The sequence below is a fragment of the Elusimicrobiota bacterium genome (genome assembly GCA_026388155.1).
Lineage (GTDB): Bacteria > Elusimicrobiota > Elusimicrobia > Elusimicrobiales > UBA9959 > UBA9634.
The window spans coordinates 140,630-159,852 of sequence record JAPLKI010000007.1 but is presented as its reverse complement, the minus strand read 5'-3'; the positions used below and the strand labels follow the sequence as shown (position 1 = coordinate 159,852).

The following is a 19,223-nucleotide window of genomic DNA, read 5'->3' as shown; positions in this document are numbered from 1 at the left end:
TGCCGGGGCGGACTGCCAACTTCGGATTAGAAAATGCCGGGCCATTTGCTAAAATAGAATTGTGACAGCGGCTGGCGTGTAGCGGAGAGCGGACAGCGTAAAACGGACGGAATAAATAAACTCATTCCTTAAACCGCTATCCCCTATACACTAGCCCCTGTTGTTAAACTATGTTCAGCGAAATTAAAAAGCTTGGCAAAGAATCGCTGGTTTACGGCCTGTCCACCGTGGCCTCGCGCCTGCTTACTTTCCTGCTGCTTCCTTTCTACACGCATTACCTCTCTCCCGCCGATTACGGCGTTGTGGCGGCTGTTTTTTCCTACATAGCTTTTTTCAACATTCTCTGCCAATACGGCCTTGACCAGGCCTATATGCGCCATTATGAGGAAAGGGAAAAAGCTTTCCCCTCGGCTTTTTGGGGCGTTGCCGCGGTTTCTTTTGTTATAACCGTTGTTCTTTGCGCCGGAAGGCAGCCCCTTGCCTTAGCGGCGGGCATTGGCGCAGGCCGCGGCCGCCTGGTAGCTTATTCCGCCATTATCCTTTTTGCCGACGCATTAAGCGCCGTGCCGTTCGCGGATCTCCGCATGGCCCATAAGGCGCTTAAATACGCCCTTATCAGGTTTTCAGCCGTGATATTGAATCTGCTTTTAAATTTCTGGTTCATCGCCCGCTCGGGCTGGGGCATTGAAGGCATTTTTGCCGCCAACATCGTTTCTTCGCTGTTTACGCTTGCAATTGTCCTTTGGCCGGCGCTCCCGCGCCTTAAATTACGCCTGGATATGCCGGTATTCCGCAAAATGCTTTCCTTTGCCCTGCCGCTTGTGCCGGCGGGACTCGGCGCCATGGCCGTGCAGGTTATAGACAGGCCCATACTTCTCCGCCTTTCGGGCGAGACCACGGTGGGCATTTATCAGGCCAATTACCGCCTTGGCATTTTCATGATGCTGGTGGTCAGCATGTTCGACCAGGCCTGGCGGCCTTTTTTTATAGAGCGCGCCAAAAACCCGGAGGCAAAACCGCTTTTTGCGGGAATTCTCACCTATTTTTCCATGGGTTCGGCCTGGCTGGTGCTCGCGCTGTCCTTTTTTATAGAAGACCTGGTAAAGATAAGAGTTGCGGGCCGCACGTTAATACACCCCGCCTATTGGCCGGGACTGGGTATTGTGCCGGTGGTTTTATGGGGATATCTGTTCAACGGACTTTATGTTAATTTTTTGGCCCCCGCCGTGATCGCAAAAAAAACCGGCCGGATAATGGCCGCCACTCTTTTTGGAGCGGCCTTGAATATCGCCGCCAATTTTCTGCTTATACCGCCTTTCGGCATGCTGGGGGCCGCCTGGGCGACATTTATCGCCTATTTTTCCATGGCGGTGTTCATGCACCAGGCCGGCAGAAAATATTATATTGTGCCTTATGATTATAAGCGCGTGGCCGGGGTTTTAGGCATAGCTGGCGTTGGCGCCTGTGTTGTCTTTCTGAAGCCTTTGATAGGGCCCGGCGCCTGGCTGGCCGTTCGTCTGGCGGCGCTTGGCGCTTATTCGGCCGCGGTTTTTTTCCTGCTCTTGCCGGATGAACAAAAGGCATTTAAAGGTCTTTTCGACAGGATTTCTCCGCCTTCAGCCTTCAGCCTTAAGTCTTAAGCCTTTCTTCAGCCCTCAGCCTTTCTTTACCCATAGGCCTTCAGTCCTTTAAACAAGGGGTCCTTAGGCACTTACTTAAAAACCCTGTGTATATTACACTTTAATTAATGGAAAACCGCATGATGAAAAGCATAGCCGCTTTTTTTTGTCTTGTTCTGTTCCGGGGCCTGCCGCTTTTAGCCGCGCCCGCTAATGAATTCGATCTTGAGAGCCTGGACGCTTCCGCCATACGGTCGTCTGCCGCGGTAATTCCCACTCCTGCCCCGCACTTTGGCGGGACCCCTTCCGGCAGATTTACCCACAGGTGGACACCGCCACAGCGGTTTCCCCTACGCTTCGAAAAAAGTGCGGGGCCTGCCGCCCAGCCGCAGTGCGCGGCTTTGAAAGACTGGACCGTGATGATTTTTGTGAATGGAAAAAACAATCTGGAAACTTCAGCTCTGCAGGACGTCAACCAGATGGAACTGGTTGGTACCACCGCTAAGGTTAATATCGCGGTGGAGCTTGGACGCATGAAAGGGCAGAAAGAAGGCGACGACGCGACAGACGGAGACTGGACCGGCGCGCGCCGCTACCTGATAGCCAAAGACAATGATCTGACACATATCGCTTCACCCGTAATTGAGTACCGCAAGAAGGCCGACATGGGTTCCTGGAAAGAACTGGCGAATTTCGTGAAATGGGCCAGGGTCAGGTTCCCCGCCCGCCGTTACGCGCTTATCATCTGGGACCATGGCAACGGCTGGAAGCCTGTTGACCCTGCCAATGCCCCCGATTTTGCCAATATCAGCAAGGGCTTCTCGCTGGATGATGACACCGGGCATGAGATATCCACCCTTCAGCTCGGCGCCGCCCTGAAGGACGCCGGTAAAGTGGACTTGTTCATGGCCGATGGCTGCAATATGCAGATGGCTTCCGTAGCCTATGAATACCGTAATTACGCCGATGTTATGGTGGCCTCCGAGGAGACGGAACCCGGAGAGGTTTTGCGCTATGCCCAGTTCCTCGGGAAATTGAACGAACGGCCGGAGGCTGGTCCGGAAGAGGTGGCGGGCCATATCGTGCGCGCTTACAGGGATTATTTTTTAGGCGGCGGCAGCACCGAAGAAATCAATGTTACACAATCCGCGGTACGGCTCGGCAAATTGTCCGAATTGCGCGAAAAACTTGATAATTGGGCAAGCCTCGCGATAGTGTCAAATGAAAAAGAGGTTTTTGCTTCCGCGAAAAAAACCTGCAAGGCTTACGACGATCCGGAATACAAGGACCTATACCATTTTATCTCGCTGGTAACCGCGGCGACAAAGAACGCGGCGCTCCGCGACTCCGGCGCGGGCCTGTTGAGCTTCCTTAAGAGCGAAGTTGTTCTTGAAAACTGGGGCTTGGACCCGAACAGCAACGGGATGTCCATCTATGTGCCTGACGTTTATGATCCGCTTTACGACAAACTGGCCTGGTCCCGCGACGGTGTCTGGGACGATTTTGCCAGACTGATGGCTACCCTCCCCCCCTCGGCTCCACCCGCTACCCAGGCGCAAAAACACCACAGACGCTGATAAAACAATGCCGGCGTTTTAAATAAACCGCACGATCTCCCGTCACGCAGTTGCGCCGCCGCGCAGCTACGTCTCTTTCTTTCTGTTATTTTTCCTGCTGGAGTTTGCCGAAGGCGGACACGCCTATTGCGGTAGTGGCAAGACAGAAGGCAAGTATGGCACCCAGGTCTGCCCAGGCTGAGAATACGCCATGCCCCAGCATGATGATGCGCAGGAGGTCCACTGAGTAGGTGACCGGGTCAAAAAGGCTTATCACTTTTATATAAGGCGCGGCTTTGGAGATGTCAAACAGCGCGCCGCTGAAGAAAAAAAGCGGCCAGGTCAGGAAGCTCATTATCAGCCCGAAGCCCTCCATGGACTTCATCTTTGCCCCGATGGTCAGGCCCAGGTTGGTTATCATGTATGAGACCGGGAAGGAAGCCGCCAGACACAACGCAACTTTCAGCGGATTCAGCGGCAGTATGAAAAAGGCTCCGATAATAAGAAGAAGAAAGGTCTCTATTATCGCGCCCAACATCCCCCCCAGCGCCTTGCCTATGAAAAGAGTGGTCCGCGAAATGGGCGCCGCCAGGACTTCTTTTAAAAAATCCAGCCGCTTGTCCCAGATTATGTAAAGCCCGTAGGTAATGGACGTAAATAATATAACCATCGCAAGTATCCCCGGGAAGATGAACTGCTGGTAGGTAAAACCCGGCACGGGGCTGGTTCCTGAAACCATGCCGCGGCCCATCACGAACAGGAAGAGGAGAGGAGAGACAAGGATGGAGACGATGCGCTCTTTCTCTCTGAAATAGATCTTCGCCTCGCGAAGCAATAGAGCGTAAATGGCGTTGAGGTTGATCATATTCGGCAGCGAATAGCGAATAGCGAATAGGGGATAGGGGTGGGGTTTTTCATCTTTTGTGCTTACTTCGGCATTTCAGCCCCGACTATTTCCTCGCGGCTTTAACTGTCGCTATCCTTTCAAAAATGCTCTCGGCGTGCTCTTCGGCGTCCGTGCTCATTTGCTGGCCGGCGAATTTAAGGAAGACGTCGTCTAATGTGACGCGCCGCACTTCCACTTCATCTATATGCCCGCCCGCGTTCAGGAGCGCCTGCAGATTCTTTCCCGAATCAACAATGCCTATTTTGTAATGTCCGTCTTCCCGTTCCACACTGTTGACGAATGGAAGCTTTCCAAGAGCTTCTTCGTTTATGGCGCCGGTAAGAAAAACCAGGTCCTGTCCGACTTTTTTCTTTAAAGCGGAAGGCGTGTCCAGTTCTATTATTTTTCCGCTGTAGATGATGCCGATCCGGTCGGCAAGGCTGTCCGCCTCTTCCATGTAATGGGTGGTGAGTATGATTGTGGTGTTGTGCGCCTCTTTAAGCTCCCGGATATGGTCCCATACCGCTTTGCGGCTGGCCGGGTCAAGGCCCAGCGTGGGCTCGTCCAAAAAAAGTATTTTCGGGCTGTGGATAAGGCCGCGCGCTATCTCAAGCCGCCGCCTCATACCGCCGGAATAGGTTTTTACGAAGCTGTCGCCCCGGTCGCTTAATTTGACCAGGGCCAGCATCTTGTCTATCTTTCCGGTTATTTCACGCCGGGGTATGCCGTAAAGCATGGAGTGGAGATAGAGATTCTCCCGGCCGGTAAGCAGATCGTCAACGCTGGGTTCCTGAAACACTATGCCTATCTGCCTGCGCACGGCGAGCGGCTGGCGGTTGATGTCGTAACCGGCCACGAGCGCGGAGCCGGAAGTGGGTTTTACCAGCGTCGCCAGCATGCTGATAAGGGTGGTTTTGCCGGCGCCGTTCGGACCCAAAAGGCCGAACACTTCACCTTCCGGTATCTCAAGGCTGACGCCGTTTACGGCTGTCACTTCCGCGAAGCGTTTCACAAGATTGTCGGTTTTTATGGCGGCCATAGTTAGATTCTACAAAATACAGGCGTGCCGTAAGCCGTATGCAGAAAGGCTGCCATACACTTTAAGCCTACAGATTTTTATTGAAGAAATTCAGAATTCTGCTGTTATATTGCGCCCCGCCGATAAAGGAAGTCTCGCCGTGGTTGGCGCCTTTAATGATCCAAAGCTCCGTTTTAGGGGTGATCGTGTGCAGGGTCAGGGAATTCTCAACCGGTACCTGAGTGTCGCTATCGCCGTGTATAAGCAGCACAGGCGTTTTTATTGCGGCTATGAAATTTTCCGGCGCCACGCCGTCCGCGCTGATCCCCAGAAAAACAAGGTTCCACGCTTTCATAAGCCATAAGAGCGGGATCCGGAAAACGCCGAAATCTTTAAAAATAAAGTCCAGTTCACGGCTTAGACTGGCGTAAGGCGAATCCAGCACTCTTGCTTTTATCTCGTAGTCTTTTGCCATGGCAAGGGTCGCCGCGCCCATGGAAAAACCGAAAGCCCCGATATGCGTGAATCCTTTGGCTTTCAGAAAATTAACGGCGGCGGACACGTCCCTGGTTTCGCGCCGGCCCCCGGTGGAGAAAAAGCCTCCGCTTTTACCCATGGCACGGAAATCAAACAGCAGCAGATTGAAATCTTTCGCCAGAAAAGAAGTAAAACTCAGCACATTGCCTTTGTCCATGGGGTATCCGTGGCAGATTATCAGGGCTTTGCCGCTTTTTTTGTTCGGTATGTACCAGCCGTCCAGTTCCACACCGTCCGGGGTCGCAAGCCTGACGTTTTCCACCGCTGGGCCGTTGTTCCCAGGCCCAAGTCCGGGCGGGCTGATATATCTTTTTGGGTGGGTATATAGGAAAAACACAATAACTGAGAACACCAGGTAGAGCGCCGCGGGATAAGCTATAAGCCTTATGAGAATGGGGAGAATCATTTTTTTCATTTCGTTGCTGCGCGGCAGGATTCACATTCAGAATTTAGGGTCCCGGCTGCCGTATTCTGACTACTGGCTACTCAGTTAATTCTTTCCCCGCGGACCCGGTCATCGGCACGAACCGGACCGGGGCTATATCGCTTTCTTTAAAACCCGCGGCTGTTTTCTCAAACACCTTAAGCGTCTGCGCCGCTTCGGGGCCTATGGGTATTACAAGGCGCCCGCCTGTTTTAAGCTGGTTTAAAAGACTTGGCGGAGCCGAGTCAGCGGCGCAGGCGGCGATTATCCCGTCATATGGCGCGTACTCCGGCCAGCCCTCGCGCCCGTCGACGGTTTGAATATTCACAGCGGGGTAGCCGAGCCTTTTTAATGTCAGGCCGGCGGTCTTTGAAAGAGAAGGCGAAATTTCCACGCTGTAGACTGCACACCCAAGCTCGCTCAGGCACGCGGCCTGATAGCCGGAGCCGGTGCCTATTTCCAGGACTTTTTGGCCCGCTTTCAGCCCCAACAACTCCATCATCAGCGCCACAATGTAGGGCTGCGAGATGGTTTGCCCGTTTGATATGGGGAGCGGGTAATCCTCGTAAGCGCGGGTGCGCAGGTCTTCCGGCGCGAACAAATGCCGTTTTACCCTGCGCATGGCGGCAAGCACTTCAGCGTCTTTTATCCCCCGCCGCATTATCTGGTCCTCAACCATTTTTGCGCGTAAAAAGGTTTGAAATTCTTCGTATTTCGGGCCGAGTATATGTCGGAACATAGGGGTAGCGAATAGCGAATAGCGAATAGCGAATAGCGAATAGCGAATAGCGAATAGCGAATAGCGAATAGCGAATAGCTAACAGCTAACAGCTTATCGGCTAGTGTGCTGTTTGCGGAGAGTGATATCCCCGGCGCCTGATAAAACCCTCACCTTCATTGCCGCATGCGGCGAGGTACCTAATTCGTTCTTTATGTCGCCGCCGGGGCTTCTCAGTGTCGCGGCTAATTCGGTGCCTTCGGGAAAGTCAAGCGTAACGTCTCCGGAGCCGGTTTTAATATCTATGTTAGAGCCGGCAGCATCCGTCGTGCCTACAGAGAGGGTTACATCGCCCGCACCGGACAGTACAACCGCCTCGTTTGACGATATCGTCCCGTCCAGATCGCCCGTGCCCATGCGGGCCTTAAGTCTGCCCGATACATTCTCTAAAGCGACGTCGCCGGAGCCGGTAGTGACCTCAACAGCCGCGGTTCTTTCCTTCAACTCCACATCACCGCTGCCTGCAGTTATTTTCACGGCGATATTTTCCGGAGCTGAAACGCTTACACCCGTTCGATTGCGCGAAATAATACTAAGAACTCCCGGCGAAACCGCCGCTTTAAGGCTGCCGGAGCTGTTTCCGGCATCCAAAGCGGAAAACTTTACGTTCGGCCCGGCGCAGCCGCGCACCGCGACGTCGCCGGATTTTGTTATGATCTCTATCATCTTTATATCCGCGGCGGCATACTCTCCGTCGGCAACGCCGGCCATGTCTTCAGCGTCTTCCGCCGAGTTTTCCTTGTGAGACGCAACCGCCTTGAATAAAACTTTAATGCCGTCCAGCAGCGGCGTACCCGGGGATTTTTTTCCGCTCTCCGCCTCCGAACGCAGATCTTCCGCCAATAAAGCCGCGCTTTGGTAGCGCTGAGCCGGATTTATCGCGAGGCATTTTGCTATCACCCTGCTTATCCCCGCGGGTATGGAGGGATTCAGTTTTGAGGCCGGTTTGAACTTTCCCGAAATAATTCTCGCCATGAAAGAGGCGGTATCCTCCGCCGCAAAAGGATGCTCAAGGGTAAGCAGTTCATAAAATACCACGCCGAGGCTGTAAATATCGCCGGCGGGCGTAAGCGGGTTTTTATCCGGGCCGAAACTTTCAGGCGCAATGTAGCGCAGAGTGCCCAATATCTGATGCGCAGCGGTCAGTTCCGGATCCCCGAAACTTTTGGAAAGGCCGAAATCCAGCAGTTTAACGGCCCCCTCCCTGTTTAAAAGTATGTTGGAAGGTTTTATGTCGCGGTGGAGAACGCCGCGCGAATGGGCTTCGGCAAGCGCCCTCGCAACGCTGCCCACAAGCGCGCATACCAGCGCCGGGTAATTTTTGTCTTTAAGAGGGCAGCTTTTCAGTTCGCGCAAAAAATACGGTATTTTTTTATCTTCGGCCTCTGTTCCGATATAGCCGAACTTTTTAAGGTCTTCCGTCTGTCCCGCCAGATCTTTGAGGATCTTCGCCCTGTCCATGAACCTGCTTAAAGGCTCGCCGTCAACATACTCCATTACCAGGTACGGCGCGCCCTCGTATTCTCCGCAGCTGTAAACGCGCACTATGGAGGGATGATCGCATTTGGCGATAGCGCTGCCTTCCCGCAGAAAACGCTTCAGGCTTTTTTCATTGACCAGATGCTCAAGCATGAATTTTATGGCCACTTCGCGCGAGAGCTTTTCGTCAAAACCCTTGTACACAGAACCCATGCCGCCCTCGCCTATTTTCCGGACGATGCGGTAACCGTCCACAATATCCCCCGGTTCTATTTTACGCATAATTAACTCCTGAATTCTTTTACGATTACAGTGTGCGACAATAAGCAGTATTTTACTGCCTATGGCTTACAGCTGATGGCTTATGGCGTTTTATTACCACACGCCTTTTTGCGCCATGAAGCAGGCGGTGATGGTTTTGATACCGTAGAGCGCCGCTTTTTCAAGCGCGCCAGGCGATTCGGAGCCGGGCTGCATCCACACGGTTTTTACGCCCAGCTTGTTGCACTGTTCAATTACTGTAACCGTCGCTTCGGGCGGGACCACGGTTATTACGAGGTCCGGTTTTTTTTCAATTTCGTCAAGGCTCGAATAAAGCCGGCTGCCCAGCACAAATCCGCCTTTCGGGTTTACGCCTTTAACCGGGTAGCCCGCTTTAAGCAGGTCGCGGAAAATTTTGTGGCCATATTTGGAAGCGTCGCCGGATACCCCCACCACCGCGATAAGTTTATATTCTTCAGGATCCATTTTTATTTTATCCCGACTGTGTAAAAAGCTTTGCCCTCGCTGTTTTTGTGCGAGCAGTCCGGGGTAATAACACAGTAGTGGTTTGACTTCGGATTTGAAAAATAAAGCCAGCCGCCGGTGTCTTTGACGGCGGAGGAGATTTCTGCTTTAAAATCTTCGTCTATTATGCGCACAGCCCTGCTTTCGGAGTGTCCCGGCAGGGTTATAGCCGGGATTTCCTTAAGCTGGGCAGGAACCAGTAAATTAAGATTTTCAGGGCACTTTCCGTTCTTTTCTTTATAATCCGAGAGAGCCAGCATTATTTCGGCGGTGTTCAGCATGCAGTTAGCCTCGTTTAATATTTCATCGGAGCTCTTGGAATCCTCTTTTGAGCGCAATTCTTCTTTCGCTATCTGCCGGTCCATATTATTGAGCGTTGCTTCGCCCATTTTTTTATACAAGGCTTCCATTGCGTAAAAAACTTTTGCCCGGTTTTCATCGGAAAATATTATTTGGTTCAGTTTGAAGCCTTCCAGGCTTCCAAGAGTTTTTTCCAATATGGACCTGTAGTCGGCCTGGCTGGAACCGGCAAAGGCGGCTAATTCATCCGGTTTGCGCTCAGCGGTCTTTCCAGTTGCGGCGGCGCTGTCCGTAGTCAGCTGCGCGGTAAGCGCTTCAAATGCGGCGGCGCTGTCGGCAGTCAGCTGCGTTATAAGCGTTTCAAGCTCAAAACAGTCTTTCGCCGTGCCGCTGCTTATTTCAGTGCCGACAGTTCCATTCAAAGTAAGCGCTACTTTTATGCCGGTTTCCGTCTTTGAAATAGTGCCGGGCAGCATTTCCTCAACAGGGCCGGCGTGTATTTCGGCTGTTTTTGTGTCTTTCCCCGCCATAACCGCAGGGGGCGGCAGCGTTTTGCAGGCCATTAAACTTAAAAGTGCCGAAGATAGAAGCAGCGCTCCGGCTGAATGTTTTTTTTGCAGCATATCTTGTCCTTAGTACTTATACCATTCAAGATTTGTCCCCGGCGCCTTATGCGAACAGTCAATTAACAGCATCCCGAAATTCATTGAATCCGGACTTGAAAAATAAAGCCAGCCTCCGCTGTCCGTTACTGCGGAACTCAGGTTATCGTCGTATTTTTTCGAGTCTATCACGGTTATCTTGCCGGTTTTTTCGTGGACGGGCAACTGTAAGTCCGGTATGGATTCCAGATAACCGGGTATCAGTCCGCCCAGGTTATCCGGGAAAACGCCGTTATGGTCGCCGTAGTAAATCTGCAGCGAGGATCTTACTAACGCCAGGCTGCCTTTGGCAAAAGCTCCCTGTTGTTTCTCAAGCAGGGTTTTCTCGTCGGCTTCAAGCTCTTTCAGTATTTCGGGGCCAAGCAGGGCTTTAAGTTTTTCGTTCAGCCTGGTTATGTCCTTGGCGGTTTCCGCAAGCTTTTCGGGTTCAAGCCTGTCCTGCTTCGCTAGCATAGCGGAAAGATATTCCATGGCTTGACGCGTTTCATCCAGATATTTGGGCGTGTAGGCAGGCTTTGCGGCCTCTGGGAGTCCGGGCCGGATTTGTGCCGCTTCTGGAGCGGGCGCCGGCTGTGTTACAGGCTTTGTTCCCGTTATCGCCGCTTCTTCAAGGGCGCCGAGCCGCGCCTCCGCTAAACAAACAGCGGCCAAAGCCGCGGCCAGAAAGAATTTTGTTTTCATTGTGCTTTTACAATTGCCAGTTCTCCAGGGCCGTGATAAACTTATAATCTGTAAGGTCAAATTGTATCGGTGTGACTGAAATATAGCCGGCTTTCACCGCGTTGAGGTCGCTTGAGGCGTCGGAGTCTTTCGGCTTAAAGTCGCCGTCCATCCAGTAATAGGTCTGCCCGTGCGGGTCCTTGCGCTTGTCAAACCAGTCGTTGAAGGAAGTGCGGCTCTGGTTGGTAATGCGTACGCCTTTTATTTTTGAGGCCTTTATGGCGGGAACATTCACATTTAAAAGCGTTCCCGCGGGCAGGCGGCGTTTCTTCATGGAGGCCGCTATTTTAACCGAAAACGCGGCGGCCGCGGAAAAATCCGGTCCGGTAAAAGTGTCAAGTGAAACGGCAAGCGAAGGAATACCAAGCAGCGCGCCCTCCGTGGCGCCTGAAACCGTGCCGGAGTAAAGGATATTGTAGCCGATATTCGCTCCCAGGTTTATGCCTGAAACCACCAAGTCGGGCTTTTTCTTCATCAGGGTCTTGATGGCCAGCTTTACGCAGTCAGCCGGCGTGCCGCTGGAGGCGTAGCCGAAAAACTTGCCGTTCCTGCGCGCCACGCTCACGCGCAAGGGGTCGACTATGGTTATGGCGTGGCCCACGGCGCTGCGCTGAGTGTCGGGCGCCACCACCGTTATATTCCCAAGTTTTTTTAAGGCTGAGGCCAGGGCGTAAATTCCCTCGGCGTAAATTCCGTCGTCGTTGGTAATAAGTATTTCCATAATATAGCAGGCCGAAGCGGAGCGCTCCGGCAGCCCCTAAGTATCTACCGTCGATATGGCTTCTATCGTGGCCCAGTCAACATAGGCGCGTTTACCCTGGCCCCTGTTAACGACCAGGCATTCCTCGGTATCGGTTAGTGACTCGGCCCTGAGCGCGCCTGACGGCACGGCCGCCCGGATTATCACTAAAATTTGTTTATCCTTGATCAGGTATGTCGACTCGCCGGGCATGGAATCCCTGCTGTCAGGTTCCAAAGTGAACCTTTTCTTGAACAAATTCTGCCATGCTATTCTATCCATAATTTACCCCCTGTGGATCAAGGTCTAAATAAACGCCGCTAATGATTATAATACAATACTTGCCCCGCTCTTTTGGCGCGCAATTCCAGGGTCTATAACCAGAGTGTCGTCTATAAGCCTCTTGCCGCGGCCAAAAGGGCGGGGCTTGCGTAGGAGGGGAAACCACTATGTGGTGTCCCCTCAGCCGCGGACAGCGCCAGAGGTAGGGGAAACCGCGGTGCGGTGTCCCCTGTGGCTAATTCCCGGGAAGGGGGCCGCCGCGACAGGCCAGAGTCACAGCTGTTGGGAAAGGGTCGGTATCACGCACACTGTGCCTCAGACGGCCAAAAAAGACGGTTGGGAAGTCAGTCTGGCCCGGTTTTTGGGAATATGATTTACGGGACAAACGCATAAATAAAAAACGACAGCCAAACTGCGGCGTGCAGCGGCGGAAGCGCGTGGTTATATGAAGTCACGCTTCCCCGTTGTACTGAAGATCGGAGAATTTATTTTCAGCGGGGTTATAAATCACGTGGAAATAGCATTTGCCGCCATCTAAGACCCAGACCTTATACATCTGCCGGTTGGGGAATCTCTCCGGTCCACAAAACGCGTTTAGATAGATCAGCCTCTTTCCATTTTTCGAAATTCCGAAATACTGTCTCCCATAGCTCTTAAAGTCCTCGCCAGGCATTCCCCTGCCCGTCGGATTCCCGCGAAGATACTCCGGGAAAGCCGCTTCAAATCTCAATATCTGCCGGCTGGAAGGTTCCCAGAACGGCGCCTCCCATTCAGCTTCATGCGAGGCAAGTTTCTCCGTGGCCGAAGCGGAAAAAATAATAATCCTTGCGTCAGAGACAGGCGAAGCGAGCTTCTCCCTCGCTGAAGCGGAAGAAACAACGATACTTTGATCGGAAACCGGCGTCTTTCCGCAGGCGATCAGAGAGGCCAGCAGAACAACTCCGGCTGAAAGAAAACGCACACTCGGCTGCTTAATGATATGAATCATTCATCCCCCGATTTTCGCATAATGTGATTTGCAGGAAACATAAGGGCGATTATCGTAATTTTTTGAAACCCTTCCAGACTTGTCCCGTTCATTGCGTCAAAAAAGTTCCCTTCAGCGGCCCGTTGCCGGAGTGAGGGTTATTGCTTTTTCATTTGCCTAAGTATGGGTCGCATCAGGTGCCGGTCAAAAAAATCCATAATGACTTTCAGGTTTTCGGTTTTAGTAAATTCTTTGCCGCCGTGCCCCGCGCCGGGAATAGGTTTGTAAGTCGCTTCCACGCCGGCTTTTTTCAAAGCTTCATATAGCCGCACGCTGTGTTGTATGGAGACCGTATGATCCTGTTCTCCGTGCATAATTAAAAATGGCGCGGAATTGCTGCTGACATAAAGAATGGGGCTGGCGAGAAGAGCTTTTTCTTTGTATTCCTCCGGCGATCCGCCTATTAAATCCTTGAACACGGATGAGTTGAACATGCCGGGCATTTGCGCATCGCTGGGACCGTACCAATCTACTACGGCTTGCACGCGCGGCGAAACGCTTGCCGGCCCGCTATCTTTGCCGTCAAAGTTCTTGATATCGGCGGTTGTCCCAAGCAGGGATACGAGATGCCCTCCGGCTGAACCTCCCCAAACGGCTATATAGTCAGGGTGAATGCCCCATTCCCGCGCATGAGCTCTAAGGTAGCGCACGGCAGCGCGGCAGTCGTTGATTTGGGCAGGAAATTTCGCTTCGCCGCTTAGCCTGTAGTTGATGCTGGCTAAAGCGTAGCCGCGGCTGATAAAGCGGATCCCCAAAGGCGTATTTTTGTCGCCGCCCTTCCAGGCGCCGCCGTGGATCCAGATTATCAGCGGCAGGGGATGTTCCGCTTTTTCCGGCAAATATAGATCAAGCGAACGAGATGCTCCGCCTCCGGGCACGTATTCGATGTTTTTTAACGTTTTGACGCCCTCCGGCAGCGGCCTGGACGGCCTTAGTGTTTTCGCAATAGGACGGCTTTGTTCATTCTGTGCCGTTACACTGAACGGCGCGGATAAGGCAGCAGTTAAAAAAACCAAAAAAATCTTATATTTAAACCCTCTCATAGGTCTTTGTATTTCCCGCCGATGTCTTATAATACCAAAAAGATGGTTATGGCTTCAGATCGACCCGGTTTTGTGCAATAAAATTTTGAATATAAACGCATAAATAAAAAACGACAGCCAAAGTGCGATTGTCGCAGAGAAATTGTAAAACGGCGGGTGGTTTATTGAACAGGATTTACAACTACTATGCCGCCGGGCAGGGGCAGGGGCTTATTGCTGGCCGGCAGAGAAAGAGGGTGACAGTCAGGAACAATAAAAGCGTATAAAAAAGTCAAGCCGGCTATTCTGATTGCTTTACCGTGACAGCTTTTCAACCTGCCGCGTTGAGATATCCAGCCGGTACCGGTTGCCGCTCTCGTCAGTGATCTCCAGTCTCTTCCCGCTCAGCGCCAGCGCCGAGATATGCACCTGTTGTACATCGGCTTCCATGCGCGGATCCTCGACAGCCTCGTACACACGCACTTCCCACAGGAGTTCGCCGCCGTGCGCGTCGAAAGCCCGCACCGAGCCGCCGTTCCTGGGCTTGCCGGCGTCCTCCCTCCAATGGGCAGCCGAGAACCGGACGCCATCCGCGACGATATCCGGAACCGTGACAGGCGCGGCCCGTTTTGACTGAACATTCCCTGCGGCAAAGAAAGCGGGCGGGGCCGAACCTCCGGCGGGTGAGCCGGCTGAGAAAGAAACTGACCCCGGCGCTTTTGAACGCGCGCTGACTGCGGATTTCGCCTGCGCGTAAGCTTTCTTGCGTAAGGATAGCGCCGGATACTTCGGCGCGCCGGCTCCGCGGACGGCGGCAGCCGACATGCCGGAATACCCGTCAAACGGCTGCGCATTTTCTGCCGCGAGCCCGCCCGCGGCCGGCTGGGCGGAAACGGCGCGCGGAAAGAGCTCCGGCTGCGGCGTTTCACGGTCCGGGCTTTTTGGCAAATTGAGGATGAGGAGCAGGCCGGCGGCCGCGGCCGAGAGGGCGGCGGCCGGCTTAAACCAGAAATAAAAAACAGCCTGTTTCCGCGCTTTGGCGAATACCGCATCCTTTAATGACATGGGCGCCGGCTGCATGGCGTGTTTCTTGAAAACAGCCGAAACCTGCTTCAGCTCCGCCAGCGCGCGGCTGCATTCGGGGCAGGCGGCTAAATGGCTCTCGAGCGAAAGTTTTTCCTCCCGCGGCAGTTCGCCGTCCAGGTAGGCCGACAAATTTTCTCTGCAGGTATTATGTTCCATTGTCTTTAAGCAATGCGCCCATTTTTTGTCTCAGGGCTTCGCGCGCCCTGGAAATACGCGATTTGACAGTTCCCAGCGGTATCCCGGCGACCCCGGCGATCTCCTCGTAGGAGCGGCCGTCTATTTCCCGCAGGACCAGGATAGCGCGATCTTCCGGGTCCAGACTGGAAAGCGCTTTTTCAAGGATTTCTTTTTCATTCTCCTTTTCAAGCGCCGCGCCCGCGGGCGGTTCAGGCGACGCCACCTGCAGGGCCGGCGGGTCGCTTTCTTCCTCTCTGGCCCGGTCGAGCGAGAAGGTTTTCCAGAAAAACCTCCTTTTCTCGGACCTGACCCTGTTTTTCCAGACATTCATGGTTATGCGGTACAGCCAGGTGCCGGCGGCCGACCCGTCGCGCAAATTCCCCAGCCCGGATATAGCCCGTATAAACGCGTCCTGGGCTATATCCTGCGCGTCGGCCGCGTTGCCGCTCAGCCTCAGCGCCAGGTTGTAGACCATGGCGGCATGCCTGTTAAAAAGCTCCTCAGCGTCCAAAACTCCTCCAGGGCTGCGACTATAAGACACCGGCCGGCAGAAAAAGTTCCCAAGAAGTTTACCAATTCCGGAAGATTTATGGAACTTTTTCCGGCTTCCGGTGTCTAACCGGGGACAGCAAAGGAGGCGGTTATGAAACTCATAGCTCAGGTCCGTAAAGCGCTGGTGGCGGCAGCAGTGCTCGCTCTTAACCCCGCGGCTTTCGCTCAGCCGCAGGATTTGGGAGAAGGTTCCCTCCAGGTGGTGGACGCCGGAACAGATACCCGGAGGATACTTCCCCTGAAGCATACCGAAGTAAAGGCCGAGATCTCGGGCTTAGTGGCTGAAGTCAGGGTCACTCAGGTGTTCAGCAACCCGGCAGATGGCCCGATAGAAGCGGTCTACGTGTTCCCCCTGCCGGAGAACGCCGCGGTCAACGAGATGACGCTGACCGTGGCGGACCGGGTCATTAAGGGACAGATAAAGAAACGCGAAGAGGCGCGCCAGATATACGAAAAAGCGCGGGCTGAGGGCAGAACCGCGGCGCTGCTGGACCAGGAACGGCCGAATATCTTCACGCAGTCCGTGGCCAATATCCCCCCCGGCCATGAAATAAGGGTAACGCTTAAATATATACAGGACCTGGCTTACGACCATGGGGAATATAAATTCGTTTTCCCCATGACCGTAGGGCCGCGCTATATTCCCGGCGAAAAAACAGGCAAAACGGGCGACGGCTGGTCGGACGACACCGACCAGGTGCCGGACGCCTCCCGCATAACCCCCCCGGTAGTGAAGCCCGGTGAAAGGTCGGGGCGTGACATCTCTGTGGAAGTCAGGCTGGACGCGGGCGTGCCGGTCAGGAATATCCGCAGTTCGTCCCACGAGATAACGGTCAAGAGCGGCGGCCCGGCGAAGGCGGAGATAACGCTTGCTCCTGAAGACCGCATCCCGAACAAGGATTTCCTGCTGACCTATGAGCCTGAGGTAAAGATGGCTGCCGCCGCCGTTATCGCGCACAAGGACGGCAAGGAAGGCTACCTGACGCTTATGCTGCAGCCCGGCGCGGACTTCCCGCTTACGCAGGTCACACCAAAAGAGCTGGTTCTCGCCCTGGACGTCTCGGGCTCCATGAGCGGTTTTCCCGTCGAAACCGCCAAGGAGACCGCCCTTCGCTGCCTGGAAGGGATGAACCCCGGCGATACCTTCCAGATAATGAGCTTCGCCTCCGGGAACCAGCTGTATTTCGAGAAACCGCTTAAGAATACTCCGCTGAACGTGGCGCGCGGCCGCGCCGTGATAAACGGCCTCAACGGCGGCGGCGGCACCGAGATGCTGGACGCCCTCCGCAATGCGCTCGAGTTCCCGAAGGACCCGGAACGGCTGCGCATCGTGCTTTTCATGACGGACGGCTATATCGGCGACGAGGCGCGGATACTGGCGTTCATAAAAGAGCACCTTAATAATTCCCGCATCTTCCCGCTCGGGGTGGGTTCCTCGCCCAACCGCTACCTGCTGGAAGAAATGGCTGTCATGGGCAAAGGTACGGTGCAATATGTCCGGCAGGACGGGAAGCCTGCGAAGCTGGAGAAAGTCATAGAGAGGTTTTATGACAGGATCTCCCGCCCCGTGCTTACGGACCTGTCGGTGGACTGGAACGGCCTGGATGTCAGCGACGTTTCGCCCGGGTTCATCCCGGACCTGTTCGCCGGGCAGCCGCTGCTCATACACGCCAGGTATGAGAAAAGCGGCAGCGCCCCCGTGCTGCTTAAGGGCAAAATGATGGGCAAGCCCTGGAAAATGTCCGTCAATGTAAACCTCGCCGAAAAGGAGCCTGGCAACGGCGCCATGGGGCCTCTGTGGGCCAGGTCCCGCATAACCGAACTCGAGCGCTTAAGCTACAGGAAGGAAGACCCGGACGCGCGGGAGCGGATCATACAGCTCGCCCTGGCGCATAAGCTGGTCACGCGCTACACTTCCTTCGTGGCCGTGGATGAGAGCTCCGCGCCGGCAAAAGGGAAAAAGCCGATGGTCGTGCCCGTCGAGTCGGAGCTGCCGGAAGGCACAAGGTATGAAGGGTTTTTCGGGGCAGGTCTGTCGGGATCCTCGGCTGCTTCCGCGCGGGGCGCGTTTGCCCAGGCTAAATTCGCCAGCGCAAATGTACCCGCCCCGGCCGGGAATGGAACCGGCAGCGGCGGCGGATTCGCGGCTTCGCCCTGGCAGGGCAACGCTAAGCCCGGAGCTAAAGGGCCCGAAGCCCCGGCGGCCGGCGAAAACCTGGTGGCCGGGCTTGCCGGGGAACTGCTGGCAGCTCCCTCCCCGAGACTGCTCAGAAAATTGGTCTCCCTGCAGGACAGTTCAGGGGCGTTTTGCGAACCTGACGGCAGGAAGGCGTCCGCGGCAGACCAGGCCCTGGCGCTGCTGGCCCTGGCCAAGGCAAAGTCCGTACTCGGCTCAGACGCGGATGCAGCCCTGCAGAAGGTCTGGGGCTTCCTGCGAGGCATTTCCCCCGCAGGCTTGAACGGCAGGGAGGCAGTGATCAAGGCGCTGAAAGGCAGCCGGCACTGGACTTCCGGCGGCGTGCAGAGGGAATTGGCCGCCTTGAGCGCAGTTCTTGAAAAACTGAAGTAGGCGCATGGACGGATGACAGCGGGAACATGCCCGGACAAAAATCCCCGGAATCCGGCCGGGGATTTTAAGGGCGATCAAGATATTGGGATATTACCCTGAAAATCGCAAGGAATAAAAAGGGCGTCCGCCTGAACGGACGCCCTTTTAAACTGTGCCCGATACATTGTTACGGCTGTGTTTTAGCCACAAGGGTCTGTACGTCGGAATAAGTGTATCTGGACTGGTCGGTGAACTGTCTGGAGTACCGTGAAATATCCATCGCGGTCCATTGCGCGTCATAACCGATGATCTCGGGCTTGCCGGAGCGTATGGTCCATTCCAGCCTCTGGGCAGCGTCCTGGATGCCGGGCCACGCTTCGCGCAATATGTCGCTGGCGGCCTGCTCCATGTTCCTGGCTATATCGTTAAGCTGCTTCGCCTTTTGCGCCGCATTCAGCAGGTCCTTTACCTCGTAGGAAACGCGCTGCATATCGCTGAAACGCCTGGACATATCCGAGGACATCCGTCGGAGATCGAACTGGAAAAAAGAATCCTGGCTGTTCGTTTGTATTATCCGGCTGGCCGTTCTTTCAAGGTTATCGATATCGTTCCTGACCCAGGTAATATCGTTTTCCAGCATTTGGAGTTCATTTGCGGCATTGTTGAATTTGTTGACGAGGTCCTGCGGCACGGGGTCTTCTTTTACCGGGGCGGCGGGAACCGGCACCACAACAGCCGCGACCGGGCCCAGTTTAAAATCAGCTGCCCGCATGTTTTCCAGTTTTAAGAAACCGCCGGCGACAGCCGGGGCCGAGAACGCGAACAACGACAGAAGATATACAGCTTTTTTCATCAGTGAACCCTCCTGTAAAATATCACTACCGCATATAGTTTAGTATTAATTCCCCTCTTTTGAGCAGAGGCTTTGGACCCGGTCGCAGCTAGGCCAAAAGACCCGCGGCGGATTTATCCATAAAGCGCCGTCAGAGGGCGGTATCTAAACCTGGCCGTGGTCTGGTTTTTCG

General features: G+C 54.3%; 18 protein-coding genes. 3 read left to right on the top strand and 15 right to left on the bottom strand.

Features of this window, described 5'->3' with window-relative positions:
* The first annotated feature begins 170 nt into the window (after positions 1 to 170).
* Positions 171 to 1,640 (top strand): oligosaccharide flippase family protein, encoded by a 1,470-nt coding sequence (locus tag NTX59_03080; GenBank protein MCX5784650.1) that lies wholly within the window; start codon positions 171 to 173, stop codon positions 1,638 to 1,640.
* A 119-nt stretch (positions 1,641 to 1,759) separates the two neighbouring features.
* A complete protein-coding gene (locus tag NTX59_03075) occupies positions 1,760 to 3,196 on the top strand; it encodes a clostripain-related cysteine peptidase (GenBank protein ID MCX5784649.1) in 1,437 nt (478 codons plus the stop codon).
* A gap of 85 nt (positions 3,197 to 3,281) precedes the next feature.
* Here the strand turns inward: NTX59_03075 and NTX59_03070 are convergent, their stop codons facing one another.
* The 14 genes from NTX59_03070 to NTX59_03005 form a co-directional block, all read right to left on the bottom strand.
* Positions 3,282 to 4,040 (bottom strand): ABC transporter permease, encoded by a 759-nt coding sequence (locus NTX59_03070; GenBank protein MCX5784648.1) that lies wholly within the window; start codon positions 4,038 to 4,040, stop codon positions 3,282 to 3,284.
* An 85-nt stretch (positions 4,041 to 4,125) separates the two neighbouring features.
* Complete coding sequence (locus tag NTX59_03065; GenBank protein MCX5784647.1) at positions 4,126 to 5,100, bottom strand: ATP-binding cassette domain-containing protein; 975 nt, start codon at positions 5,098 to 5,100, stop codon at positions 4,126 to 4,128.
* Positions 5,101 to 5,167: 67 nt separating this feature from the next.
* Positions 5,168 to 6,031, bottom strand: a complete 864-nt coding sequence (locus NTX59_03060; GenBank protein ID MCX5784646.1) for a hypothetical protein — start codon at positions 6,029 to 6,031, stop codon at positions 5,168 to 5,170.
* A gap of 67 nt (positions 6,032 to 6,098) precedes the next feature.
* The gene (locus NTX59_03055; protein MCX5784645.1) at positions 6,099 to 6,779 is read right to left on the bottom strand and encodes a protein-L-isoaspartate(D-aspartate) O-methyltransferase; all 681 of its coding nucleotides are present in this window, start codon (positions 6,777 to 6,779) and stop codon (positions 6,099 to 6,101) included.
* A 93-nt stretch (positions 6,780 to 6,872) separates the two neighbouring features.
* Positions 6,873 to 8,579 (bottom strand): protein kinase, encoded by a 1,707-nt coding sequence (locus tag NTX59_03050; GenBank protein ID MCX5784644.1) that lies wholly within the window; start codon positions 8,577 to 8,579, stop codon positions 6,873 to 6,875.
* 93 nt (positions 8,580 to 8,672) lie between these two features.
* Positions 8,673 to 9,044: a CoA-binding protein gene (locus tag NTX59_03045; GenBank protein MCX5784643.1), complete on the bottom strand. Its 372-nt coding sequence runs from the start codon at positions 9,042 to 9,044 to the stop codon at positions 8,673 to 8,675.
* 2 nt (positions 9,045 to 9,046) lie between these two features.
* Positions 9,047 to 10,006, bottom strand: a complete 960-nt coding sequence (locus tag NTX59_03040) for a hypothetical protein (GenBank protein ID MCX5784642.1) — start codon at positions 10,004 to 10,006, stop codon at positions 9,047 to 9,049.
* Positions 10,007 to 10,015: 9 nt separating this feature from the next.
* Entirely contained in the window at positions 10,016 to 10,726 is a 711-nt protein-coding gene (locus NTX59_03035) for a hypothetical protein (protein MCX5784641.1), read from the bottom strand.
* Between the two features lie 7 nt (positions 10,727 to 10,733).
* Positions 10,734 to 11,486 carry a 5'/3'-nucleotidase SurE gene (surE, locus tag NTX59_03030; GenBank protein MCX5784640.1) on the bottom strand — a complete coding sequence of 251 codons (753 nt, stop codon included), beginning with the start codon at positions 11,484 to 11,486 and terminating at the stop codon, positions 10,734 to 10,736.
* Positions 11,487 to 11,522: 36 nt separating this feature from the next.
* On the bottom strand, positions 11,523 to 11,786 hold the full coding sequence (locus NTX59_03025; GenBank protein MCX5784639.1) for a hypothetical protein: 264 nt from the start codon (positions 11,784 to 11,786) through the stop codon (positions 11,523 to 11,525).
* A gap of 451 nt (positions 11,787 to 12,237) precedes the next feature.
* Complete coding sequence (locus NTX59_03020) at positions 12,238 to 12,774, bottom strand: hypothetical protein (GenBank protein ID MCX5784638.1); 537 nt, start codon at positions 12,772 to 12,774, stop codon at positions 12,238 to 12,240.
* A 137-nt stretch (positions 12,775 to 12,911) separates the two neighbouring features.
* Positions 12,912 to 13,652 carry an alpha/beta hydrolase gene (locus NTX59_03015; GenBank protein MCX5784637.1) on the bottom strand — a complete coding sequence of 247 codons (741 nt, stop codon included), beginning with the start codon at positions 13,650 to 13,652 and terminating at the stop codon, positions 12,912 to 12,914.
* Between the two features lie 498 nt (positions 13,653 to 14,150).
* Entirely contained in the window at positions 14,151 to 15,077 is a 927-nt protein-coding gene (locus NTX59_03010) for an anti-sigma factor (GenBank protein ID MCX5784636.1), read from the bottom strand.
* A complete protein-coding gene (locus NTX59_03005; protein MCX5784635.1) occupies positions 15,067 to 15,609 on the bottom strand; it encodes a sigma-70 family RNA polymerase sigma factor in 543 nt (180 codons plus the stop codon). The genes NTX59_03010 and NTX59_03005 overlap by 11 nt, the downstream gene beginning before the upstream one ends.
* A gap of 132 nt (positions 15,610 to 15,741) precedes the next feature.
* Here NTX59_03005 and NTX59_03000 point away from each other — a divergent pair, with 132 nt between their 5' ends.
* A complete protein-coding gene (locus NTX59_03000) occupies positions 15,742 to 18,219 on the top strand; it encodes a VIT domain-containing protein (protein ID MCX5784634.1) in 2,478 nt (825 codons plus the stop codon).
* Between the two features lie 166 nt (positions 18,220 to 18,385).
* On the opposite strand, the gene NTX59_02995 is transcribed toward NTX59_03000, so the two are convergent.
* Positions 18,386 to 19,051 (bottom strand): hypothetical protein, encoded by a 666-nt coding sequence (locus NTX59_02995; GenBank protein MCX5784633.1) that lies wholly within the window; start codon positions 19,049 to 19,051, stop codon positions 18,386 to 18,388.
* Between the last annotated feature and the right edge of the window lie 172 nt (positions 19,052 to 19,223).

Excerpts from the sequence above, each read along its gene's own strand:
- NTX59_03080 (MCX5784650.1), top strand. The coding sequence starts at position 171 with ATGTTCAGCGAAATTAAAAAGCTTGGCAAAGAATCGCTGGTTTACGGC.
- NTX59_03075 (MCX5784649.1), top strand. The coding sequence starts at position 1,760 with ATGATGAAAAGCATAGCCGCTTTTTTTTGTCTTGTTCTGTTCCGGGGC.
- NTX59_03070 (MCX5784648.1), bottom strand. The coding sequence starts at position 4,040 with ATGATCAACCTCAACGCCATTTACGCTCTATTGCTTCGCGAGGCGAAG.
- NTX59_03065 (MCX5784647.1), bottom strand. The coding sequence starts at position 5,100 with ATGGCCGCCATAAAAACCGACAATCTTGTGAAACGCTTCGCGGAAGTG.
- NTX59_03060 (MCX5784646.1), bottom strand. The coding sequence starts at position 6,031 with ATGAAAAAAATGATTCTCCCCATTCTCATAAGGCTTATAGCTTATCCC.
- NTX59_03055 (MCX5784645.1), bottom strand. The coding sequence starts at position 6,779 with ATGTTCCGACATATACTCGGCCCGAAATACGAAGAATTTCAAACCTTT.
- NTX59_03050 (MCX5784644.1), bottom strand. The coding sequence starts at position 8,579 with ATGCGTAAAATAGAACCGGGGGATATTGTGGACGGTTACCGCATCGTC.
- NTX59_03045 (MCX5784643.1), bottom strand. The coding sequence starts at position 9,044 with ATGGATCCTGAAGAATATAAACTTATCGCGGTGGTGGGGGTATCCGGC.
- NTX59_03040 (MCX5784642.1), bottom strand. The coding sequence starts at position 10,006 with ATGCTGCAAAAAAAACATTCAGCCGGAGCGCTGCTTCTATCTTCGGCA.
- NTX59_03035 (MCX5784641.1), bottom strand. The coding sequence starts at position 10,726 with ATGAAAACAAAATTCTTTCTGGCCGCGGCTTTGGCCGCTGTTTGTTTA.
- surE (MCX5784640.1), bottom strand. The coding sequence starts at position 11,486 with ATGGAAATACTTATTACCAACGACGACGGAATTTACGCCGAGGGAATT.
- NTX59_03025 (MCX5784639.1), bottom strand. The coding sequence starts at position 11,786 with ATGGATAGAATAGCATGGCAGAATTTGTTCAAGAAAAGGTTCACTTTG.
- NTX59_03020 (MCX5784638.1), bottom strand. The coding sequence starts at position 12,774 with ATGATTCATATCATTAAGCAGCCGAGTGTGCGTTTTCTTTCAGCCGGA.
- NTX59_03010 (MCX5784636.1), bottom strand. The coding sequence starts at position 15,077 with ATGGAACATAATACCTGCAGAGAAAATTTGTCGGCCTACCTGGACGGC.
- NTX59_03000 (MCX5784634.1), top strand. The coding sequence starts at position 15,742 with ATGAAACTCATAGCTCAGGTCCGTAAAGCGCTGGTGGCGGCAGCAGTG.
- NTX59_02995 (MCX5784633.1), bottom strand. The coding sequence starts at position 19,051 with ATGAAAAAAGCTGTATATCTTCTGTCGTTGTTCGCGTTCTCGGCCCCG.